Source organism: Sulfidibacter corallicola (assembly GCF_017498545.1).
Classification (GTDB): Bacteria; Acidobacteriota; Holophagae; order Acanthopleuribacterales; family Acanthopleuribacteraceae; genus Sulfidibacter; species Sulfidibacter corallicola.
On sequence record NZ_CP071793.1, the window covers coordinates 747147 to 767287 of the forward strand.

Here is a 20141-nt window from a genome sequence, read left to right on the forward strand (position 1 = left end):
AGGGGCGCTCCAGTAATCTTGAAGGAGTTCTTGGTGAAATAGTCTATAACTAGCCAGTTAGGTTGAGATGAGCAATAAAAAAAGGTGACACTCGATCGGAATTACTTGTTGCTGAAATGTATTGGAATTTAAGAAAAAACAAAAAAATATTATATTTTATCTTTGTGCTCGGATTTGCAATGTATTCGAGTGTGGCAGGCTATGCCCAAAAACACCCTGTTCTCTTTGAAACTTTGCGTGGAGAAGATGGCTTTTCCCCCACCAGCATTTTTGCTCTCTATCAAGACCAGAATGGATTCCTTTGGATTGGAACAGCTGATGGCCTCTATTGTTATGACGGGTATGAATTCAAAGTATTTCGAAAAGATCTCTTGGATCCTTCCTCTCTTTCAGACAACTTCATAACTTCCATCACGGGAGATTCTCTTGGAGGAATCTGGGTCGGTACATTAAAGCATGGACTAAACCGCTTATCTCCTCGAAATGGAACATTCGACCATTATTTGAATAATGGTCCATCAGAAGCACAAGAGATAAGATCTCTTTACCAAGATTCCAAAGGAAGGATTTGGGTGGGCACAAAAGAAGGATTGTTTCTTCTTGCGTCTATGGGTGCTAAATTTATTCAGTTTAAGTATCAAGAACAGCAGAGTGATAGCTTGAGCAATAATCAGGTGAGAGCTATTTTTGAGGATGGGAAAGGGCGGCTTTGGTTTGGGACTAATGATGGGGTTAATCTTCTTGTTGATGAGGAGAAAGGCAGTTTTCAAAGATTTGATACTAAGATAGATGGCCGTAATGGGTTGACTAATAATAGCGTAATATGCATTTTTGAAGATAAGAAAGGAAATCTTTGGGTAGGAACTCAGGAAGGGTTAAATATATGGAATCCTGCCACTCAAAAGTTTACTCCCGCTTCATCGATCTTCCCACACTTACCAGATGCTGATAAACTGGAAGTTCGTTCTATTTTAGAAGATGATCAGGGAGATCTTTGGTTAGGTGCAGCAAATGGGTTAATTCGTTGGGTAGAAGAGGATCACTCTTTTCAGCACTATCAATCTGATCCTTTCGACCAAAATAGCCTGACCCAGGGGAGGATTACTTGTTTACTTTTAGACCACTCCAATGTTCTATGGATAGGGACCTTTGGAGGAGGATTAAGTAAAGTCAGTAGAAGTAAACAACAATTCAATTTGTCAAGGCATCATCCCGCAAACCCCACGAGCTTAGAACATAACTCTGTCAGAATGATTTATGAAGATCGAAGAGGAATGATCTGGATTGGCATCGAATCTGGTGTCAATTTAATGGATAGGAAAACTGGAAGAATTTATAGAAAACCATTGTCTCTTTCAGGGAAAATTACATTTAATCATACTGTTGAAGCGATTCTGAATGATTCTCAAGATGATTTTTGGTTTGGAACAAATACATCAGGGCTTTTTCATTATCGACCCAGTAACGGCGAACTACAGCGGCGCTCATTGATAGAAGATTCCGATGTTCAGCAGCAAATCTATGCTCTCTTGGAAAGTCAAGACAATAAAATATGGATTGGTAGTAATTTGGGATTGTTTTCTTATGTTCAAGAAGGGAGTGGTTTCTCTTTTGAGCGCCTATTGGATGAAACTCTTGATTCTCCTGTTGTTTATGTTATTTACGAAGATTTCGAGGGGTCATTGTGGGTTGGTACTCGAAATCATGGTGTTTTTTATCAAGTTAAAGAGAATGACAAAAAATTTTTAAATATCAGATCGGATCAGGAGAAAAATCTTCGTCTAAGTCACAATATGGCTTCCTGTTTTGCGCAATTAGTTCCTGAAACTATGTGGGTAGGGACATACGGCGGTGGTCTTAACGAACTGACGTTAGATGTGATTTCAGGTGATATCATCGGTAGTAGGTTTATTAGCGAGCGTGATGGTTTGCCTAGTAATGCCGTTTGTGGATTAGGGTCGGATGGAAATGCCGATCTTTGGTTGAGTACGAATAATGGCATTGTAAGGTATAATATAAATACGGGGGATATACGCAGCTACGATATACGAGACGGTTTACAAAACAACGAATTCAATCAGGGATCGTTTCATCAGACTCGAGATGGTACTCTGTTTTTTGGAGGAGAGCAGGGGTTGAATTATTTTAACCCCGACGCTATTGGTTCGAGTGATTATATGCCGCCTGTTGTTTTGACGGATTTTCAAAAGTTTAATAAATCTGTTTATCCAAAAACGCAGCTCTTGACTGGCGTGCGTCATGTGGAGTTGGCGCATAAAGATTCGGTTATTTCGTTTCAGTTTGCTGCCTTGGATTTTAACGAGCCTGAAAAAAATCAATACAATTACCTCCTCGAAGATTCTCACCAAAGCTGGATCCCGATGAAGAACAATCGGCTGGTCACTCTGACCAACCTCGATCCGGGTAGTTACAAACTTCGCGTGCGCGCCACCAACAGCGACGGCATCTGGTCCGATAAAGAATTCAGCATGAGCCTGCGCGTCAAGCCGCCGATCTACCGCACCTGGTGGGCCTACACCTTTTACATGCTCTCCCTGCTCATGCTCGGCACCACCTGGCAGCGCCGTCGCGAGCAAATCTTCCAGCGCGAAATCGATCTGCGTGAACAGCAACTGCTCGACGAGAAGCTGGTCGCCGATCGCCTCAAACGCGTCGACAAGCTGAAGGACCAGATCCTGGCCAATACATCCCACGAGTTGCGTACCCCGCTCAACGGCATGATCGGGTTGGCCAAGTCGATGCTCGACGGCGTCACCGGGCCCATGGCCGAAGACCAGCGCGACAACCTGGTCATGATCGTGTCCAGCGGCGTGCGTCTCAACAACCTGGTCAACGACATCCTCGATTTTTCCAAGATGGTCAACAAGGACCTGGAACTCAAGCTGGAATCCCAGGACATTCACGCCATCGTCAGCATGGTGCTCAACCTCTCGCGGCACATGATGGGCGAGCGGGAACTGCTGCTGACCAACGCCATTCCCAAGACCTGTCCCTTCGTGCACGCCGACGGCGACCGCCTCCAGCAGATCCTCTACAACCTCGTGGGCAACGCCATCAAGTTCACCGAGGAGGGCGAAGTCGTCGTGCGCGCCCACACCGAGGATCGATGGGTGTGGGTCGAAGTCCAAGACACGGGCATCGGCATTCCCGAAAGCAATTACCAACAAATTTTCCAGACCTTCGAGCAGGGCGATGGCTCGACCGCCCGCAAGTACGGCGGCACCGGTCTCGGTCTGGCGGTGACCAAACAGTTGGTCGAACTACACGGCGGCACCATCAAGGTTTCCTCCAAGGTCGGCAAGGGCTCTTGCTTCGCGTTCTCGCTGCCGATCTCGACCGAGCCCCTGGCGGAGAAGACCATGCCAGGACTGGAAACGGTCTCCAAGGTCTCCGTGATCCATGCGCTGTTGGACGACGACGATCTGAGCCGTAGCCGCGATTTCGAGGCCGAAATCACCGGTGACGGTATCTACAAGATCCTGGTCGTGGACGATAACCCCATCAACCAGAAGGTGTTGGTGAACCGCCTCGTGCTGGAGCGCAAATTCACGATCTTTCGGGCCTCCTCCGGTAAGGAAGCCCTGGAAATCGTGTTCTCCGAAATTCGACCCGACTTGATCCTGCTGGATATCATGATGCCCGAGCAGGACGGCTACGAGGTCTGTAAGCACATTCGCGGCAAGTTCTCCGCGGACGAACTGCCGATCCTGCTGGTGACCGCCAAGAACCAGGTGGGCGACCTGGTGGAAGGTTTCGATGCGGGCGCCAACGACTTCCTGACCAAACCCATTTCACAGGAAGAGCTGATTTCGCGCATCAACGTCCATCTCAAGATGTTGGAGCTGCACCGCGACCTGATCGACTCCAACGAGAAGCTGGTGAACGTCAACCGCAACCTGGACCAAATGGTGCGCGATCGAACCGAAGAACTGGCGCAGCGCAACACCGAGCTCAACACGCTCGACGAAATCGTCAAGCTGATCAACAAGGAAGTCCAGCTCCCGGCCCTGCTGAAAACCATTCTGTCGCAAGGGCTCTCCCTGTTCCCGCGCGCCGAACGGGCCAGCTTTTGGCTGATCGACGCCAAAACCGAACACTACAAACCGGTGACCTGGGCGGGTAAGGAACCGGACAACCTGGGCGAAGTGCAACTGCACATCAACGACCTCAACGACCGCTACGTGCGTGACGCGGTCCACGCCGACGAAGGCGTCTACATTGTGCGCGACGTTCAGCTCGCCAAGCTCCCGCCGCGCACGCGCTTCCTCCCACCCGCCAAGACCAGCATGTCGCTGCCGATGCTGGTGGGTGGCAAGCTGGAAGGGTTCCTGATCTTCGAGAACGATGCGGACCCGCTCGCCTTCGACGACGTGGACGCCCGCAAACTGCACCGACTGCGGGGTCACGTGGTCTCGGCCCTGAACAAGGCCCGCATGCTGGAGGAGCTGACCGAAAAGAACCGCGAGATCCTCAAGGCCCAGCAGCAACTGGTGGTTCAGGCCAAGCTGGCGTCGTTGGGTGCGCTGACCGCGGGCATCGCCCATGAGATTCGCAATCCGTTGAACTTCATCAACAACTTTTCGGAGATTTCCATCAGCCTGGCCGACGAACTCAAGGAGTACCTGGCAACGAAAGGCGTTTCCATGGATGCGCGCACCAACGAGGACGTGCAAGGCGTCCTGCAGGACCTGGAAGAAAACGCGTCGCGTATCAGCCATCACGGCCGCCGGGCCGAGGACATCGTGCAGCGCATGCTGGACCACTCGCGCACCGGATTGGGCGAGAAGCAGTGCAAAGACCTGAACACCCTGGTGGAGGAATCGGTCAGCTTCGGTTTCCACGGCGTGATCACCCGCTACCCGAATCTGGACATCTACCTCGAGCGCGATTACAACAAGGATGTCGGTGAAGTGGAGATGATCACCAACGACATCAGCCGCGTGATCATCAACATGGTGGAAAACGCCTGCTACGCGCTGCGCGAGAAAAAGCAGCAGCTCGGCTCGGGCTTCGAACCGGTGCTGAGCGTGCGCACCCGCCGCACCGGCGACTGGGTGGAAATCGTGATTCGCGACAACGGCTCGGGTATCCCCAAAACCCATCTGGACCAGATCTTCATGCCGTTCTTCACCACCAAGCCCACCGGCGAGGGCACCGGCCTGGGGCTCTCGATCAGCTACGAGATCATTACCCAGGGCCACAACGGGCACCTGCTGGTGGACACCGCCGAAGGCGAGTTCACGGAGTTCACGGTACGCCTGCCGGTGTAGGCGACAGGCGGGTTCGATGGTGGGAATGGGATGCACCGTGAAGCGCGCAAAGAACGCCCCTTGGCCGAATCCGGGTTTTATCGGCTGAAATATATCTGAAATGCAGATGTTGACGTCTGGATGGGTTTGATTTCACGATTTTTTCACGTCGAAACATTGGCAAATTTGTCTGTGTTTGCGAACGAATTGCCGGTTGATGGTCGTCATCTGTGCAGCCTGCGGGACAAAAGGGTCAGCTCATGGGACATGTCCCATTTGCTGACTTCTTTGTCCCACAACGCGTTCCGCATCGCCTTAGCTTGGGACTCGTCGCGGTTATCGCGGCATCCAATCGTTATAAGGAGTCTCCAGTATGCGTATGCACTTCGTCCTTATCTGTTTATTTTCTCTGTTTCTTCCTATTCTATCCGCTCAGACCGCTCCCGATGGCCCCCAGGGCCGACGCGTGGCGCCCTCGAACGTGATCCGCCACGAGTTGGCCCCCCTGGCTCCTCTGACCGCGAAGCAAATCACGACCATGACCAAACGTCCTGCCCGTTCCGTCCTCACCCGTGAATTGGCGGGCCAGAACGATGTCCTGACTCGGCTCGGTGCGGCCAATCAGGTCAGTGTCGGCGTGCCGCTCAACGCGACGCTTGCCGCGGCGAGACTGGGCAAGGCGCAATCCTTCGAACGCGAGTTCTATTGGACCGTGCCGATCGAATCGGCCGACGCGCTCGGGATTCGGGCACGGGTGGACTTGGGCCGCCTGGACCGCGACGAACGCGTCTACTTCGTCACGCAAGACCGCAATCGCGCCTACGGACCCTTCACGGTCGAGGACGGCGCTTTTTGGTCGCCCCAAGTTCGGGGAAGCCGGCTTTACCTGATCCTGGTCTCGCCGGACCCCAAACCGAGCCTGCTCACCGTAACCGACCTGAACCACACCTACAAGGACGACTACGACGATCCGGCCCTGGACTGCCACTGGGACGTTTCCTGTGAAAGTCTGGCGATGCAGGAGCTGGGTTCCGCCGTGGGTCACTACTTCTTCATCGAAGACGGCGACGGCTACGTGGCCACCGGCGCCCTGATCAACAGCAGCGACTGGCTGGAGATTCCTTACTTCCTCACGGCCAATCACGCCATCTACAACCAGGAACTGGCCGACACCATCCACATCTACTGGGACTTCCGCTCCACCTTCTGCGACAGCGGCGACATCCCCGACATGGATTTGCTGCCCCAGACCTATGGTCGCGTCGTTCTCGAAGAAACCAGCTCTAACTTGGATCTGTCCCTGCTGCGCCTTCCGAGCTACGGCACCGAAGACCGGACCTTCCTGGGCTACGACACCACCGTACCTGCCTGGAACAACATGGACCTGACCTGCATCCACCACCCCAGCGGCAGCTACCAGCGCATCAGTGCCGGCCACGTCACCCACACCAACCAGAATTCCTGTGGCGGCGAGTACAGCCATCAGTTCCGCGTGTTCTGGGACCTCGGCCTGACCGAAGGGGGCTCCAGCGGCTCGCCCTTCTTCGACGAAGACGGTTACGTGTTCGGTGCCCTGACGGGTTGCGGGCCGGAGAATTGCGGTGGCGACAACTACGACTACGTGTCCAGCCTGTACCACTTCTACGACCAGGTCGAGTACCTGATCGGCGCCGAACCCAAGCCCTCCGTCATCGGTCAGGGAACCCAGGTCTCGCTGCAGGCCGGTGAAACCTACCAATTCACCCGCGAATCGATCGGTGGCTTGGCTTCCCTGGGTGTCAAAACCTCGGGCGTCGGCAACGTGGACCTCTATGTCAAGACCTCACCCATCAACTGGCCCGCCCACCAGGGCGCCCACGACGAAGACCAGTTCAAATCCGCGCTGGGCAACGGCCCGGACAAAACCATCCACATGGAGCGTCCCATCAGCGCACCGTACCACGTCCTGGTCCACGCCAAGGAGGACAGCGAGGTTTCGGTGGTGTTCTACGGCATCAGCAGTCCTGCCTACTATCCCACCTGGCAGTTCGCGACGCCGCACAACTACGGCCACAACCAGGTCTATGAGAAAACCTATTCCATCGCCAAAGCCTACAAAATGGGCATCAAATTCGAGGAACTGCGCGTGCACCCCAGCGATACGCTCCAAATCGTGGACGAGCACGGCGAGATCGTTCACGAAGTGAGCGGGAACCTCGTGACCAACGGCAACGGCTCACCTTTCGGCTGGCTCGACGGGTGGGTGTACGTACCGGGCAATACCTTGACGTTGCGTCTGATCACCGACGGAGCCGGCAGCGACTTCGGTATCGAGACGTCAACTGGATATTTCCGAAAACGTCCGTAAACTGCATTCTTGGAAGGACATGGATGACGCGGGCCACGTGCCCGCGTCTTTTTCGTTTGGTGCCCGGGTTGCTTCGAAGGAATTCTCGAAGTGGGCGGCCATGTGGGGACTTGCGAGTTACGTCCTTCGATGGTTCGACCGAGCTCGGTGCCGGGGTTCCGCACCCGCAAGGTAGAACGCGCGTCGAAACAAACAGGCTTGAAGTGCCCGTGTGATCGAAAGTGACGTAAGGCCTGTAGGTGGAGCAGCCTGCTCCACCAATCGAAGCAACTTTCGGAACGAGAGAGGGTTACACCAAAGAGCGAAGCCGATCACTCCCCTGGCCGCGCGCCATCAAGGCCAAAAAGTCCAAGATTCCCGCATCGTGAGAGGGACGTCGTGCAGGGCCGGTAAGGCCTGTAGGTGCCGGGCCCGCCTAGGGCGCTGGGCCGACGCGTCGAAGCGGCCGAAGCCAGGACGTTGCACGATTGCCAAGAGCGGAGCCAAAGGTTCCGCTGAAGGACTACGGTCGAAGAGCCTGCATGCTCGTTGGCGACGTAAGGCCTGTGTGGGTGAGCAGCTTGCCTTACCTGCCCTGCTCAACCAATCGAAGCAACCCTAGCAACTACAATCGATTGCGCCAAAGAGCGGAGCACAGAATCTCCCTCGCAACCCCAATTCGAAGTCGCAAAGTTCAAGGTCCCCACATCGTGAGAGGGGCGTCAGGCTGAGCCGGTAAGGCCTGTGGGTTGAGTAGCTTGCCTTACCGGCCCCGCTCAACCAATCGGAGTGATCATGATGCGCTGAGGCGAAGCGATCGAGAGTGTCGAAATCTCGGCATAGATCAGCTCGGGGAAGGGGCGCGCTTCGCTCTTTGGCTCGGTTGCAGGTCAAAGCACACGTCGCTTCGATTGGTGGAACAAGCTGCTCCACCTACCGGCACGACGTCACTCTGAGGATGCGGGAACTCCCGAGTCGAATCGCTTCGAGATGTCGGCCCAGCGGGCCAACCTACAGCGACGACGTCACTCTGAGGATGCGGGAACTCCCGAGTGGAGTTGCTTCGATTGGTGGAACAAGCTGCTCCACCTACATGCCTTACGCCTCTCTCATGGTGCGGGGGCTTTGAACTTTGCAACTTCGGATTGGCGTCGCGAGGGCGTCTCTGTGTTTCGCTCTTTAGCGCGTAGGGACAGCCAAGACCGTGCTTCGATTGCCTGACCCAGGGTTCGTTCGTGTTGTTTCGTGGTTTTCGCGGACACCTTTGGTCAGCGGGTCGGGGCCGAATCGCGGTGGTGGTTGACGAATTGGGTCGGCGTCTGGCCGTAGGTCTCGCGGAACATGGCCGAAAAGCTGCGCACGTTCTTGAAACCGACGCGATGGGCCACCTCGGCGATGCCGCCCACCCGCCGCGACAGAAGCTCGCAGGCACGCGCCAGCCGATACTCGCGCAACACGTCCGAAGGCCCCCGACCCGTCAGCGCCGTCAACTTTCGCAGCAATTGCCTGCGCGAATAACCCACTTCCGCGGCCAGGTCTTCCACGCCGAAGGACGGGTTCCCACTGAGCTCCTCGAGAATGTCCGCGATTCGCTGAAGGAACATCTCGTCGGCGGAAGGCTCCTCGGACTGGGACGAATCCGAGGCCAAGGCCTGCATGGGCGCTTGGGAAGCCTCCGTTTCGGAGGAGCCCTCCACCGCACTCAGGAAACGCCGGCGGTAGTGATCGGCCAACTTTTTGCGGCCCTCGATCAGGTTACCCATTCGAGTCAGCAACTCGGCGGTGCTGAACGGTTTGGAAAGGTAATCGTCGGCACCCTGGCTCAATCCCTCCAATTTGCCGGCCTCGTCGGCGCGCGCGGTCAAGAGGACGACGGGAATGTGGGAAGTGCGTTCGTCACCCTTGAGCGCTTCGCAGAGTGCGAACCCGTCGCGGCCCGGCATCATGACGTCGCTCAATACCAAATCGGGCACCCACTCGCGCGCTCGCTGGAAACCGTCTTCGCCATTGATCGCTTCCACGACCCGATAGTGATCTTCCATTTTTTCGCGCAGGTAACGGCGGATGTCGCGGTGATCTTCGACGACCAGGACCGTCGGCCGGTGATCTTCACCATCCTCCGTCGGCGGCGCTGCAATGCCGGGATCCGGTTCGAAGTCGGCGGCGACGTCGACGTAATCGGCGCGGTGCGACATGGAAGAGGCGCCGGCCGAGTCGCGTGTCGAGAGAGAGGCGCCGGTCGCGGTAGCTTCCGCGCCACCCTGGGCGACGGATTGCGCATCCTCGGGATGAGTCGGGGCTTTCGGCAACGCGACCGTGAAGCGGGTGCCCTCCTCCGGCTCACTCCTGACGCGAATGTCGCCGCCGTGCATTTGCACCAACTCTCGGGCGAGGGCGAGGCCGATCCCGGTTCCGCCGGAGCTGATCCGTTCGGCACCCGGCGCCTGGTAGAACCGGTCGAAGATATGCGGCAGATCCGCTGGCGCGATACCTTGGCCGGTATCGGCGACCTGGATACTGACGCCACCGTCGGTCGCCGCTTCCAGCGAGACCGTCACCTTGCCACCGGCGGGCGTATGCTTGAAGGCATTGGAGAGCAGATTGAACAGGACCTTCTCGAGTTTGTCCTCGTCACAGGAAATGGTGACCGGACCCGTTTCGCCCGCGCGTTCCAGATCGATACCCAAGCGTTCGGCCTGATGCCGAAAGGCCGCCACACAGCGATCGACCATCAACGCTACATCCTCACGGCGTGGGTGGAGCACCATTTGACCGGCTTCCAGTTTGGAGACATCCAAAAGCTGGTTGATCAGCCCCAGCAGTCGATGGGTGTGCCGGTGCATCAGATCCAGACGCTCGTGGGCGCGCTCTTCCATGGCCCCCAAGGTGCCTTCGCGAAGGTCTTCCAAGGGGTTGAGGATCAGCGTCAGGGGCGTGCGAAGCTCGTGGGAGATGTTCGTAAAAAACGCGGTTTTGAGGCGATCGGCTTCGAGTAACTTCTCTCGACCGGCCTGGAGCGCCTCGTTCTGTTCCTGAAGTTTGCTGGTGGCGGCTTCGATGCGGCGTTTCAAGACGCGGTTGAGCTGGCGGTCGCGCTCCGCCATTTCCTGGCGCTGCTTGGCCAGGCGTTTCTGGGCGGCGGCATTCTCGCGTTCCACTGCCAGCTTGGAGCGCTGCCAGTGGATTTCCCAGAGGAGCAGCGCCAGAATGATCAGGCCGTACCCACCATAGGCCCACCAGGTCTGCCAGGGCGCCGGATCCACCTCCAGCGACAACCCTGCGCCCGGTGTTCCCCAGTTGCCCTCGCTGTCGGCCGCGGCCACCTGGAACTGGTAGCTGCCGGCGTCGAGGTCGGTGTACACGGCCAGCCGTTCGGATCCGCTGGTCTCGATCCATTCGCGATCGAACCCTTCCAACCGGTAGCGGTAGCGGAGATCGTCGGGTGCGGAGAAGTCCAGACCGGCGAATTCCAATGTGAGATGGTCCTGGTCGTAGGCCAGGTGGATGCGATCCGAAAGGTGCGCCGGCTTGGACAACAGTGCGGAGGGGTCGGTTGAATCGGGCACCACCACGCGGTTGTTCAGGCGCAGTTGGGTCAACACGACGGAGGGGGCGTCGCAGTGGCGATCGATCTCCGCCGGGAAAAATCGGTTGAAGCCGTTGACGCCGCCGAACATCAACCGTCCGTCGTTGCCGACCGCGGCCGCCTGGAGATTGAACTCGTCGCTCTGCAGACCGTCTCGACGAAAATAGGACGTCACCCGGTCACTGTCGGGGTCGAGCCGGAACAGGCCGCTGTTGGTCGCGCCCCAAATCATGCCCTGGCCATCCAGGGACAGCGACACCACGTGCGTGTTGGGGAGTCCCTGGGCGCGTCCGTACCGCACGGCTCGGGTTTGGCCCGGGTCGAGTCGGTTCAAGCCCTCCGGTGTACCGATCCACAGCCGACCGGCCCGGTCCGGTTGCAGCGAGTAAATCGAATCCGAGGTCAGGCCGTTCGCTTCGGCCGAAAAGCGCTCGAACGCTTCGGATCGTGGATCGAAGCGATCGAGCCCCTCGTGGGTGCCCACCCAAATGCGCCCGTCCTCGGCCGGAGCGGTCGATTGGATCCAATTGTGGGAAAGCGAACGGGCGTCGTCGGGATCGTGCTTCCAGGAAATGAAGGCATCCAATTCGGCGTCGTAGCGCACCAGGCCGTGGTAGGTCCCGATCCAGACGGGGGCGTTCACGCCGGGTTCCACCAGGAAATTGAACACGTAAACGCTGCCGAGCTTGTTTTGGGAAATATGCGTGAATTGACCGGAATCGGGATCCAGCCAATGGAGCCCGCCGCCGAAGGTCCCGACCCAAATGCGCCCGGCGGCATCCTCGGCCAGGGCCACCACGCGCGGGTCACGCAACGTCTCGGCCGATGCCGACGATTCCGCGTCGGGGCGATAGCGCGTGACGCGGTTCGTGGCGGGGTCCAGACAATCCAGCCCGATTTCGCGCAGGCCGACCCAGATGCGATCCCGCGAATCCTGCAATAGTGCCCAAACGTTGTTGTGGCTCATGGTCGCCGGGTTGGTAGGTTCGTGACGGTAATGACCGAACGCCTCCTGGTCGGGATCGTGCAGGTTGACCCCGCCAAACCCCGTGCCCACCCAAAGCAGGCCCGAACGATCCTCGAACAGGCAGTAAATGTGCGACGAGGTCAGGCCCTCCTTGTCGCCCGGATCGTGTTGAAACCGTCGGAATCGGATGGACCCGTCCGAGCCGGCGTCCGTATCGGGACGCACCAGGTTCAGGCCATCTTCCGTGCCGATCCAGATACGGTCGCTTCGGTCCGAAAAAATGTCGATGACCGTCTTTTGCGACAGGCTGTGGGGATCGCCGGGGTTCGGTTGAAACGCCTGCAGGGTCTCGCTCTCCTTGGCGAGCCGAAACAATCCGCGATTGGTGCCGATCCAGAGTGCCTGGTCGGCACCGCGATGCATGCTGATGACCGCCGCCTCCGGCAAACCGGCGAGGGGTTTCAGCGATTCGGGAAGGTCCGCGCCGGCGTTCACCCGAACCACGCGTTCCTTGCGGCCCTCGTAGAGATAGAGCCCGCGTAGGGTGCCGATCAGCATGTGGGATTCGTCCACGTCGAAAAAAGCGTAGACCCGAACCCAGTCGTCGGCCTCGGTCTGCTCGACGTCGGGTCGAAAGAAACGAAAGGTCTGCTGTGTGTCGTCGTAGCGGCAGATCCACGGATTGGCGCCGCCGACCCAGATGCCGCCGAGGGGATCCTGATGAAGGGCGGACACGTCGGCCACCATCGTTTCGCGCTGGTGGCTCAAGCTTGGAACGATGCCCGTGAATTCGTCTCGGTTCGGCCGGTAGAGCGCCAGGCCCCGTTGCGTTCCGGCCCACAGGCGACCGTCCGCCGACAACAACAGCTTGTTGACCCAGTCACTGGGCAATCCGGAAGCGGATGGCGCGTCGCGGCGATACGTTTTGAAATGTTGGCCGTCGTAGCGATTGAGGCCGTCGCTGGTGGCGATCCAAACAAAGCCGGTTTCATCCTGGACGATGGCCTGAATCGAGTTGATGGAAAGCCCGTCCTCGACCGTCAGGTCCTGGAAGCGGAACGCCTCGTCCAGGGCCAGGCCGGGCGGAATCAGGAGTGCGGCGATCAGCAGAAAAAGCCGCCGGGTCAGGCTCCGGTGAGCCTGCAAAAGTGTAGGCCATGCGGCAATCAAGGTGCGCGACACATCCATTTAAATGAACCCGAATCACGAATCATTCGTGTTCGCGGGGAGCGCGTTCGTGAGACGCGTTCCACGAGATACCGGCAAACACGGAACCAGCCCGCCTCGCTCGTCGACTTCCCGCTCCGAGGTTGAAAGCCATCGCCACGGCTGCGTGTGAGCCATCGAAAAACCCGCTACGCACCGTCCCTGTACGCCTCCGGTTTTTCTCCGACGCAAGCCTTGTATCGACAGCGTTTTTCATCCTCTCGTAACGAATTTTGACGAGAAATGGGGCTCGGTTCTGAAAACGGGCCCATTATACATCGGAAACCGTGGGTCCGAGGGACAAGCTGGGTCCCCGAAATGAAAGAACCGGGACCGCTTGGCGCAAGCGGTTCCCGGTGCGTTGGTTAGTGCCCATCCAGAAACGGGGACCCCGCCGCTATCGAAGCGGCCAGCCTGACCGGTGCGGTCGCCGATCTCGGACGCCAACCCTAAACCAGCTCAGAACCGGCACGAGTCTGCCGCCATTTGGTACGGCGAATCCCCTGGCGACATTCGCGTTGCAAGGGTTCGATCGTCGCCTGCCGAGATCGCGCCCATCCAGTCGAGAGGCCTCGTTGAAAGGGGCCGCCTCGGTCCGGATGGGCGTCGGTATGTCCAGGAAGGACGTTCGCAGCCGTCAGTCGACCGGCTCGGTGGAGAAGGTGAGGGGGAACAGTTCCTGGTTGGAGAAGGAAAGATTGGTTTCCTCGTGACCCCAGATGATCTTCTTCACGGCGAAGTCGACGGCCTTGTTGAACGACAGGTTGTTGCGGAATGCGGTACGGAAGGTCAACCCGAGCATCTTGCGGATGGTGCGGGTGATCTTGGCCCGCGTCTGCTCTTCCGAAAGCTTCTCGATCTCCAGGTATTGGATCGAGCAGACACCGCCCATGTTGGCGATGTAGTCCGGGCAATAGACCACGCCCCTGGCCTGGAGCGCCTTGCCGATGCTGGAGTTCTGGAGCTGGTTGTTGGCGGCGCCACAAATGATCTTGTAGCGAATCATGTCCAGGTTGCCGCGGTTGACCACCTCGCCCCGTGCGCAGGGAACGAAGACATCGACCTCCGCGCTTTCCCAGTTGTTGGGATCGATGATCGTGGCCTCGGGATAGTTGGTCAGGACGCGCTCGACGTTTTCCGGGCGAATGTCGGAGATGAAGAGTTCGGCGCCCGCGCCGTGCAGGTACCCCAGCAGGGAAGTACCGACCTTGCCCAATCCCTGGACCAGGACCTTCTTGCCTTCGAGGGAGCGTTTCCCGTCGAAGAGATCCATGGCGAAGTAGTTCACGGCGAACTCGATGCTGGCGAACACGCCCCAGGCGGTCCAAGGCGAGGGATCGACGATGATGCCGAAGATGTTCTTGGTGTGCTCGTGCACGATGTGCATGTCGGGCACGGTGGTGTTCATGTCCTCGGCGGTGTAGTAGCGATCACCTTCGCGGTTGACCCAGGCCACGAACTTGCCGAACTCCTGCAGAATGGTTTCGCGCTCGCGGCCTTCCACCTTGGGATCGCAGATGATCACCGATTTGCCACCCCCCAGCGGCAGTTCGGCGACGGCGTTTTTGAAGGTCATGCCGCGGCTCAACCGCAATACGTCGGTCAAGGCCTCGGATTCATTGTTGTACTGGGTCATGCGGCAGCCCCCCAGGGCCCAGCCTCGTGACGTATCGTGTACCGCGATGATGGACACCACGCCCGGGGCGATTTCGGCCCGGTACACGGCTTCCCATTGGGGAATGCTCATACGCGTCACTTTGCTTTCATCGAACATGTCTGCTCCTTCCTAAGTCATGCCGGGACCCGCCCCCGGCGCGTTCGATATTCAATAAGGTCCGGTTCTCGCCGGTTGGAAATCAAAACCCGATGGTTTCAGCGGCTCAGCACATCGATCAATTCGAATGTCACATTGCGAAACCAAGGATTCGGTACACAGCTTCGCTGCTGCGCCGACCGCTCCTCCTGGCGACCTGAAGCGCGAACGGCTCGGTTCTCGCCGGGTCGCCCATGGTCGGCTTGTCACGCTCGTCCTGGCCGATGGTGGTGGACGAGCGAATGCCCCCAAATAAATCGAACTACACGAAAAAGATGTCCCGGATGGTGTGGTGGTCGGATGCACGGCCCGTTTCGATGGGCCTCTCGACTACCTACGATCGACTCGCTCGACGGCAGGCGTGCGCGCGAACGGATTCGGGCTCCTTCGTCCCTTGGGTGAATGGAGCCTGCCCGAACCGGCGTTTCCCGACCTCGATCGCGACGAGCGATCCTCGTCCCCCGAACCCATCCGTGGATTCACCAGATCATTGTCATAACGCGATGAAAAAAGCAAGGCGACCCGCGGCAGAACCCAAGCCGCTGACACCGCGCGAACGGGGGCTTCGCGCCTGGTCGTGCCGTTTCGGAACCAGAGCCCAAAAACGACAAAAGCCCGAAAGCGAAAAACGCTTCGGGCTTTTTTGTCATGTTCCATTTCTCGAAGGAGAAGATGGTGGCGATGGAGGGATTCGAACCCCCGACACTACGGATATGAGCCGTATGCTCTAACCACCTGAGCTACATCGCCACAGGGCTTGCCTATACTAACTGATCTCGAACAAAGGTCAACCCCTTTTTGTACTTTTTTGCGGCTCCGGCGAGCCAACTCTTTCATCTTCAGGCGGGTTGGCGGCTTACTGAGTCGTTGCTCCGGCCGAGGGCGGGATTGCCGGTGGTCGGAATGCCGATCGTCCGGCAATCCAGCCAGCGGCACACCGGGCATTGGGTTTTCAAGTGGGTAACTAATCGAAGCGAGCCCGCATGCTGTTCCCGGCTGCCAGAGATGGTCGTCGGGCAGGGCCGGTAAGGCCAGGTAGGTGCGACCGCTGGTCGCACATTCCGAAGCCGGATGCTTCAATGTTCCCGCAATGGGCTGTGTTTCTCTCTTTCAAGTCTCGAACCTGCGATGCGCGGATCGCTTCGACAAGTTCAGCCGGCGGGCTTACCGCCCCTGATGCCCCTACCGGGCACGACGAATCTCTCGGCATTCGGGGACTCCCAACAGATCTCCCGATCAGGGAGGATTTCCGTCGCGGGTCCGTCATTGAAGGCCCAGGACCGCCCGGGTGATCAGGAACCCGAGGAATACGGCGATCATGGTGCCCACCACGTTGAGCGCCCACTGGGTCAGGCCCGCCCAGGGTTTGTGCTGGAGGAACAGGACGAGGGTCTCCGCGGCGAAGGTGCTGAAGGTGGTCAAGGCGCCGAGCAGGCCGGTCTGGAAGAGCAACCGGACCTCGACCGCCATGTGGCGCTCCTGGAGCCAGGCCAGGATCATGCCCGCCAGAAAGGAACCCAGCAGGTTGGCGGCCAGGGTGCCCCAGGCCAGGTTCTCGCTCAGCGGGGCCAGCCAGATCGAAAGCGCGTAACGGGCCATGGCGCCCAAGGCCCCGCCCAACGCCACCATGGCAAAATATTGCGGCACGATTCACCTCGATGGGGATCCGCGATGGGGTCTACATGTCCTTCCAGCGGTAGATCAACTCCAGAGCCTTGAGCGGCGTCAGTTGGTCCACCTCGAGCCCGCGCAGCTCGTCGAGGATCGGCGAGGGCTCGGGTCCGAACAGGCTGAGCTGCAACTCGCCGGTGCTCGGCGGCGACGGGGCCGACGACTGGGAGCTGTGGGCCAGGCGCGGCTGCCCGGTGGTGTCCAGCTCGTTTTTCTCGAGGTTGGACAGAATCTCTCGGCCGCGGTGGATCACCTCACCGGGAAGGCCCGCCAACTGGGCCACGTGAATCCCGTAACTCTGGTCGGCCGCACCTTTCTCGATGCGACGCAGGAAGACGATCTTGTTCTTCCATTCCTTGACCGTGATGTGCAGATTGGTCACGCCCTCGCACAACTTCTCCAGTTCCGTCATCTCGTGGTAGTGGGTGGCGAACAGGGTCTTGGCCCCGATCTTTTGCTTGTCGTGAATATATTCGGCCACCGACCAGGCGATCGAAAGCCCGTCGAAGGTGGAGGTGCCGCGTCCGATCTCGTCCATGATGATCAGGCTGCGGGCACTGGCGTGGTTGAGGATGTTGGCCGTTTCGGTCATTTCCACCATGAAGGTCGATTGACCGCGCGCCAGGTGATCGCTGGCGCCCACGCGGGTGAAGATGCGGTCGACGATGCCCATCTCGGCTTTGGTGGCGGGCACGTAACTGCCCATCTGCGCCATCAGGCAGATCAGGGCGACCTGGCGCAGGTAGGTACTCTTACCGCCCATGTTGGGGCCGGTGATGATGAGCACGCGCTCGGATGCCTGATTGAGAAAGGTATCGTTGGGAATGAAGGGTTCGTCGGACAACGACTCGACCACGGGGTGACGACCCTCGATGATTTCGATTTCGTCGCCGGCGTGCATTTCGGGTTTGCAGTAGTTGCGCTGCACGGCCAGATCGGCCAAGGCGGCGTGAAGGTCCACCTGGGCCACGGTCTTGGACCAGATCCGCAGGTCCTGCAAGCGCCCCTGGCAATCGACGAGCAGTTCCTGGTAGAGGCGCTGCTCGATCTCGATGATCTTCTCCTCGGCGTTGAGGATCTTGCTCTCGTATTCCTTGAGTTCGCCGGTGATGTAGCGTTCGGAATTGACCAGCGTCTGCTTGCGGATATAGTGCTCGGGCACCTTGGCCGTGTGGATCTTGCTGACCTCGATGTAGTAGCCGAACACCTTGTTGTACTGCACCTTCAGCTTGGGGATGCCGGTCGCTTCGCGCTCGCGCGTCTCGATCTGGGCCAGAATCGCCCGCGAATCCTTGCGCAGGGTTCGCAGTTCGTCCAACTCCTGGTCCACGCCTTCGCCGATATAGCCGCCGTCGCGCATGTGGCTGGGCGGTTCGGGCACGATGAACTTGCTGATCTGGGTATGCATTTCCCAGAGGTTGGCGAACAGGGCGTCGCTGAGACCGTAGCGGTCGGGTACCACCTCGTCGAGTTGTTCCACGATGGCCGGGATGCGGCCCAGGGCGGCGGCGATCCCCAAAATGTCGCGCGGGGTGATGTTGCCCATCGCCAGGCGGCTCACCTGACGATCCAGGTCGGGGACCTCGCAGAGGATCTTGCGCAGTTCGGCGCGTGGGATGGTGGCGTCGACGAAGGAGGTCACGAAGGTCTGGCGCTCGACGATCTGGGCGATATCGGTCAAGGGCTGGAGAATCCACTCCTTGAGCAGTCGCGAACCCATCACCGTCTTGCAGTAGTCGATCTGGCCCAAAAGACTTTCGCCGCGGTTGCCGTCGTAAATCGAACGGGTCAGTTCCAGGTTGCGCTGGGTGGTGCTGTCCAAAACCATGTAATCGCTCTGGTTGAGCACCTTGAGGCTTTGAAGGTGGACCGCCTTGCCCTTTTGGGTCTGGTAGATATAGGAGAGCGCGGCGCCGGCGGTGCGGGTCGCCAGGTGGAGGGCCTCCAATCCGAAGCCGTCCAGCGAAAGGGCCTCGAAATGATCCAGCAATTGTTGGCGGGCGTAGTCCTTGCCGAAATACCAATCGTCGATGGGCGTGACGCAACGCTCGTTGAGGTAACCCGGATCGATCAACGACCAGGCGTCCGATTCGCGCACGATCAGCTCGGCCGGGTTCTTGGCCATCAACAGGTCCATGATTTGATGATAGCGTTGCTCGCCTTCCAGCTCGGTCACCTCGAAACGGCCCGTCGAAAACTCCATGAAGGCCACACCGAGCTGGTCGTCTTCTTCGATCATCGCGGCAAGGTATTGAAAGTCCTTACCTTCCATGCAGTTCTCGTCCAACACCGTGCCGGGAGTGACCACCCGCGTGACCTCGCGTTGGACGATGCCCTTGGCTTCCTTGGGGTCCTGAACCTGGTCACAGATGGCGACGCGCTGGCCCAACTTGATCAATTTGGCGATATAGCCTTCGACCGCGTGATGGGGAACCCCGCACATGGGTGCCTCGGCGGCCGTTCCGCGGCCGCGTTTGGTCAGGGTGATGCCCAGCAGTTCGGCGGCCTTGATGGCGTCGTCGAACATCATTTCGTAAAAGTCGCCCATCCGGAAAAACAAGATTTCACGCGGATACTCTTTTTTGATGGCGTGGTACTGCGCCATCATGGGCGTGACTTTGGCGGTCTCCTTCTTCTTTTTAGAGCCGTTCTTCATAGGTTCCAGCCTCTTGGGTCGGGGGATAGATGTTCATGGCGAGTACGGCCGTGCAACCCAACGCGATGCCGCAAACGTCGGCAATAAAATCGCCTACCGAGGCACTTCGGTGATTCAAAAGACTTTGCACCGCTTCGATCATGAAACCGTAACTCAGCCAAACCATCCAGTTCAGAGCGAGTATTCTAAAGGAAAAACCCTTGATTCCCGGAAAGAAATCAAAATTCAAACTGAGATGGCCCAGGATGTAGAGCACCATAAAGGCGCCACAATGGAGAATCTTGTCCTGAAAACGCACGGGCAGCATGACGCCCCCAAGCGTAAATGCCTGATAGGAAATGAAATCGATCAAGCCCAGCAAAATGATGCTGGCCATCCATCGGTAACGGAAGACACTCAAGATCCATTTCGCGACATACCGCTTCAAAAAGGTGTGCAAGTTGGCTCCAGAAAACACGGAAGATGGTGGAGAGAACCGAATCGGGCGCAACGCTTGGCGGCTTGATCGCCGGATCGGGGACCGGGGCCGATGCGCGCCGGACCTCGGCACGAAATACGAATCACCGGCCGCAGCCGAAAGTGCCGGACAACGCGCGGCGGCGCCGGCCCGGTTCCGGTTTCCCAAACGAAGCCGGCACCCATTCGG

General features: G+C 58.3%; 7 protein-coding genes and 1 tRNA gene. 2 read left to right on the top strand and 6 right to left on the bottom strand.

Annotation, left to right across the window (positions count from 1 at the left end; genetic code table 11):
* Positions 1-179 precede the first annotated feature (179 nt).
* Positions 180-5291 (top strand): two-component regulator propeller domain-containing protein, encoded by a 5112-nt coding sequence (locus tag J3U87_RS35165; protein ID WP_420038274.1) that lies wholly within the window; start codon positions 180-182, stop codon positions 5289-5291.
* Between the two features lie 517 nt (positions 5292-5808).
* The gene (locus J3U87_RS02130) at positions 5809-7617 is read left to right on the top strand and encodes a trypsin-like serine peptidase (RefSeq protein ID WP_237381375.1); all 1809 of its coding nucleotides are present in this window, start codon (positions 5809-5811) and stop codon (positions 7615-7617) included.
* A 1247-nt stretch (positions 7618-8864) separates the two neighbouring features.
* Here the strand turns inward: J3U87_RS02130 and J3U87_RS02135 are convergent.
* The 6 genes from J3U87_RS02135 to J3U87_RS02160 all read right to left on the bottom strand — a co-directional run bounded on the left by J3U87_RS02135 (position 8865) and on the right by J3U87_RS02160 (position 19934).
* Complete coding sequence (locus J3U87_RS02135) at positions 8865-13319, bottom strand: hybrid sensor histidine kinase/response regulator transcription factor (protein WP_237381376.1); 4455 nt, start codon at positions 13317-13319, stop codon at positions 8865-8867.
* A 673-nt stretch (positions 13320-13992) separates the two neighbouring features.
* Entirely contained in the window at positions 13993-15129 is a 1137-nt protein-coding gene (locus J3U87_RS02140) for a Glu/Leu/Phe/Val family dehydrogenase (protein ID WP_237381377.1), read from the bottom strand.
* Between the two features lie 712 nt (positions 15130-15841).
* Positions 15842-15918: transfer RNA gene (locus tag J3U87_RS02145), tRNA-Met, on the bottom strand.
* A 513-nt stretch (positions 15919-16431) separates the two neighbouring features.
* Positions 16432-16815 (bottom strand): fluoride efflux transporter CrcB, encoded by a 384-nt coding sequence (gene crcB / locus J3U87_RS02150; RefSeq protein ID WP_237381378.1) that lies wholly within the window; start codon positions 16813-16815, stop codon positions 16432-16434.
* A 31-nt stretch (positions 16816-16846) separates the two neighbouring features.
* Entirely contained in the window at positions 16847-19495 is a 2649-nt protein-coding gene (gene mutS / locus J3U87_RS02155) for a DNA mismatch repair protein MutS (RefSeq protein WP_237381379.1), read from the bottom strand.
* Positions 19479-19934 (bottom strand): VanZ family protein, encoded by a 456-nt coding sequence (locus J3U87_RS02160; RefSeq protein ID WP_237381380.1) that lies wholly within the window; start codon positions 19932-19934, stop codon positions 19479-19481. The genes mutS and J3U87_RS02160 overlap by 17 nt, the downstream gene beginning before the upstream one ends.
* Positions 19935-20141: the final 207 nt, after the last annotated feature.

Coding starts and splice junctions, on each gene's coding strand:
- J3U87_RS35165 (WP_420038274.1), top strand. CDS start 180: ATGTATTCGAGTGTGGCAGGCTATGCCCAAAAACACCCTGTTCTCTTT.
- J3U87_RS02130 (WP_237381375.1), top strand. CDS start 5,809: ATGACCAAACGTCCTGCCCGTTCCGTCCTCACCCGTGAATTGGCGGGC.
- J3U87_RS02140 (WP_237381377.1), bottom strand. CDS start 15,129: ATGTTCGATGAAAGCAAAGTGACGCGTATGAGCATTCCCCAATGGGAA.
- mutS (WP_237381379.1), bottom strand. CDS start 19,495: ATGAAGAACGGCTCTAAAAAGAAGAAGGAGACCGCCAAAGTCACGCCC.